Here is a 4,037-nt window from a genome sequence, read left to right on the forward strand (position 1 = left end):
CCTCTTTTTAGCGTTGCCAATCTAAATCTTGGGTAAAACTAAGTTAAAAAAAGGACACCTGCTGCAAATGACGATCAACGACAGGAGTTTGGGGGCAAATGCCTCGACTACGCTCGGCAACCGTACCTCGGCTACGCTCGGCAACCTACCCAGATGATTTTGATCATCATTGGCATTTTTCCACAAATAAATTTTTATAATTGCAAGATAAATACCAATATGATTTGGTCATTCAAGAATTATTCAGAACAAACAAAACAAAAACATGGAACCTACGCCAAATCCAAATGATCCAGGACTAGAAATTCAGGCCCCAATTCTGGACAATAAGGACAAAGAAAAACATGTTCGTTTGTTGAAACGCGGTTTGATCTGGATTGCTACTGGGGTAATTGTCTGTGGCCTTAGCTTTGCCATTCAATACCTGCTTTTTCATTCTGGAGATCAATCATTAATCACTTATATGTATGTACTGACTTCGGTTGGTGCGGTCTTTATTTTAAAGGGAATGATTGATATTATCGGGTTTTGAGGATTGTTTTAAAAATCGATTGATGATCGTGTGAAAAACACAAAGCAGCGAAGCTGCCCTGGAATAAGGTCAGTTTATTCCTTACTCCAAAATCTCGTGGAGCCGCTATTCGGCAACTTCCATTTCATTAATAGTTCTGTATCTTTGTGCCAAAGGAGAATCCGATACATCATGGGCAAAAAACTTCCACTGGGGCTACAAGATTTTCGAAAGATCATCGAAAATGATTTCAAGTACATTGACAAGACCGAGTACATTCACCGGATGGTGACCAATCCAGGCGCTTATTTCCTTTCACGCCCTCGGCGCTTTGGGAAGTCGATTACGGTGGCGGTACTCCAGGAGTTGTACAGTGGCAGTAGGGAGTTGTTCAAAGGGTTATGGATTGAAGACAAGTGGGATTGGAGCCGGAAACATCCGGTGATTCGGCTTTCGTTTACCTCCATTGGATTTCAGAGTATGGGGCTGACCGCAGCGTTGAACCAGGAATTGAACAATCAAGCCAAAGCTTTCGGACTTAGCCTCGAAAACGAGGGCAATGCGAGTAAGTTCAAAGAGCTCATCACCAAACTTGCCGGAGGAAATAAAGTAGTTGTTTTAATTGATGAATACGATGCGCCCATCATCAACTACTTAGGTAAAGAAATCGACAAAGCCTATCAAAACCGCGAGCTTTTAAAAGAATTTTATACCGTTCTTAAAGATCTTGACTCCTCGATTGAACTGCTTTTTCTCACTGGTGTCAGCAAATTTTCCAAGGTAGGGATTTTCTCCGGGCTGAATAACTTGACAGACCTGACCATGCAGTCAGGCTATGCCACCATGTTGGGCTATACGCAACGGGAGTTGGAGGAAAATTTTGCAGAAGAAATTGAAATGGCCGCTATTCATTTGCAATTGTCCACTGGCGAATTGCTAGAACAAATGCGGCTTTGGTACAATGGATACCGTTTTCAAGCCAACGCCGGAAGGGTGTACAATCCGGTGTCTTGCAACTTGTTCTTCTACGAAAAGGAGTTTAAAAACTTCTGGTTTGCTACCGGAACGCCTACCTTTCTGGTCAATTTGCTCAAACAAGAAGGCATTTTCGACCTGCATTTTCCGCCCATCAATCCCTCTGGATTTGAAAGTTTTGACCTGGATCGACTCAAACCCATCGCTATCCTTTTCCAAACGGGTTACCTGACCATCCATGAAAAAGATGAGGACGGATTAATTCAGTTGGATTACCCCAACAAGGAAGTCCGCGACTCTATGCTGGAGATTCTCATTGAAGCCTTCGTTGGCGTAGACGCAGAACTCTCCACTTCCCTGATCATTCGGATACGCAATGCCTTTAGGGCCAATGACCTGGAACTGGTGATCCGCATCTTGCAAGGGGTGTTCAAGGAACTGCCCTATTTTTTGCATGAAAAATACCCGGAAAAATTCTTCCATGCCGCCATCCATTTGTTGTTTTCTTACCTCGGCATCCGCATTCAAAGTGAGGTGTGCATCAGCGACGGGCGGATTGACAGCTTGGTGGAAACCGATACCAAGGTGTACATCCTGGAGTACAAACTTGACGAAAGTGCCCAGGTCGCCCTTGATCAGATCAAACACAAAAAATATTACCAGGCGTATTGGGAAAAAGGAAAAAAAGTAATCGGCCTTGGGGTGAATTTTTCCAGCGAAACCAGGAATATTGAGGACTGGGTGGCGGAGGAATTGGGGTAAAAAACAAAGACCGTTTTCCAGAAACCTGGAAAACGGACTCGTCTGATCAGTTACGTTTACTAAACTTTAAAAGTTTGGTAAACGTCGATCCGCAAAAACTCAACATGCTATTTACTCCAAAATCACCATCTTCTTGGTTGCAATAAACTCCGTCGTTTCCAAAGTATAGTACAACACCCCGCTCGCACCCAGTTGTTCCTTTTTCAAAGTCACTTGGTTGCTGCCTTTGGCGTAGTTGCCTTCTACTTTGTACAGCAAAGCTCCTTTTGCATCCGAGATGCTCAAGGTTGCCTTGGTTGCTTTGGGCAGTTTGAAACCTATCTGTGTTTCGCCATTGAAGGGGTTCGGGGTGTTTTGCAGCAGCTCGTAGCCATCTGCAATGGCTTCCAAGCCGTAGTTCAGGGCGATACCCAGGTTCTCGTTGTTTTGGTTGTATGCTTCTGGTGATACAGTGCGGTTCAGGCTCAGGGTACTGCTCAATTTGGCGTCCGCTTTGGCGCGGAGTACCAATGTAAACAATGTCCCAGCTTTAGCAGTTGCTGTCGCAAGCCCCGCTTGATTCCAGGAAGTTGTAATCAGGCCCTCGTTTTTGAAGATGCCGAAGTTCTCTGCTTTCGCTACACCGTATTCGAGGTCTACCAGCTCGACTTTGCTTTGATCCAGATTCAAAGCGAACTGATAACCTTGGATGTTTTGCAAGTCATCTGCACTAAATGCAATTTGGTATTCATTTCCTACTTTCAGACTTTGCTCCGTTGTATTCAGCTTGAACGCTCCACTGGTGCGTACTTCAGCATTGGTAGCACTGCTTACCACCGCACTCGCGTTTACATCCCCTATTTTGATGGCTACAAAGTTGGCTGCAATGTTGCTTGCCAGGTTGTTGACACTCACTACTTCCGGGAAGCCAGTTGACCAAGGGTTGTTTGGATCAGGGAAGCGGTAAGCCGCATCCACAAAGCGCCAGGACGTATTGTTGGCAAAATTTTGATCGATGTTCAGAATCAACTTGCGCAAGGCAATCAAGTCCAAAGTAGTGATTGACTTAGAGTTGTTGACATCAGCGGCAAGCATTTTGTAAGGACTGTTCAATGCCTGAATGCCCAGGATGTGCTTCTGGATCAGAACCAAGTCAAACGTTGATACTCCATTCAGGTGGTTTTTATCCAATTGTGGTGTTACTGTGAAGTCCCCGCCAGTTGCCAAGCTAACGAAAGAGTAACCACCGTTGGCAGTTGTAGTTGCGCTCATTGACGCTTGTCCGCTCAAAGTGATGGTTGCACCCTGCAGGTTAGCAGATCCTTCAGTTGAGATCGTACCAGCAATGTTTACGTTACCAACAGTAGAACCAGGACATACGGTACGGTTGTCTTGAACTTCAACATAAGTTACGCAGAAGTCATCGTTGCCAGCTTCATCCCAAGCGTGTAATTCAACCAGGATTACTTTGCCTTTGTCGGCACAAGTCAAGTTGATGCCCGTTACATTTTTGTCTTTTGGAGAACCTACGCGGTTCAAAGAGTACTTCGTAACCAGTTTCAAACCATCCTTCACTTCTGGGCCTTGGCCGTTGCAATCGTAAATTTTAGAAGCTACGAAATCAGAAGCCCATACTGCCATCATACCTGCACCGTTGCCATCAGGCATCAGGTCAGTGCTCAAGCCATTGATACAGATTGGTGCTGGGCCTTTGCAATCTTCAACTGTGAATGGAATCCGGGTTGGTACACTCAAGTTGCCGCACTCGTCACGTACTACTACGATCAGGTCATGCTTGCCTTGTGGTGCC

At 45.2% G+C, this 4,037-nt stretch carries 3 protein-coding genes; 2 read left to right on the forward strand and 1 reads right to left on the reverse strand.

Annotated features, from left to right (window positions below):
• Positions 1 to 265: 265 nt before the first annotated feature.
• Together ABW391_RS28790 and ABW391_RS28795 are read left to right on the forward strand one after the other, a co-directional pair.
• Positions 266 to 532: a hypothetical protein gene (locus ABW391_RS28790; protein WP_353485360.1), complete on the forward strand. Its 267-nt coding sequence runs from the start codon at positions 266 to 268 to the stop codon at positions 530 to 532.
• A gap of 171 nt (positions 533 to 703) precedes the next feature.
• Positions 704 to 2,248: a PD-(D/E)XK nuclease domain-containing ATP-binding protein gene (locus tag ABW391_RS28795; protein WP_353485361.1), complete on the forward strand. Its 1,545-nt coding sequence runs from the start codon at positions 704 to 706 to the stop codon at positions 2,246 to 2,248.
• A gap of 111 nt (positions 2,249 to 2,359) precedes the next feature.
• Here the strand turns inward: ABW391_RS28795 and ABW391_RS28800 are convergent.
• Positions 2,360 to 4,037: cohesin domain-containing protein (locus ABW391_RS28800; RefSeq protein ID WP_353485362.1), on the reverse strand; the 1,678-nt coding region annotated here is incomplete at its 5' end.

This window comes from Haliscomenobacter sp. (assembly GCF_040403615.1).
In the GTDB taxonomy this organism is placed as follows: domain Bacteria; phylum Bacteroidota; class Bacteroidia; order Chitinophagales; family Saprospiraceae; genus Haliscomenobacter.

Bases quoted from the DNA above. Each gene is read 5' to 3' on its own strand.
- ABW391_RS28790 (WP_353485360.1), top strand. From the start codon at position 266: ATGGAACCTACGCCAAATCCAAATGATCCAGGACTAGAAATTCAGGCC.
- ABW391_RS28795 (WP_353485361.1), top strand. From the start codon at position 704: ATGGGCAAAAAACTTCCACTGGGGCTACAAGATTTTCGAAAGATCATC.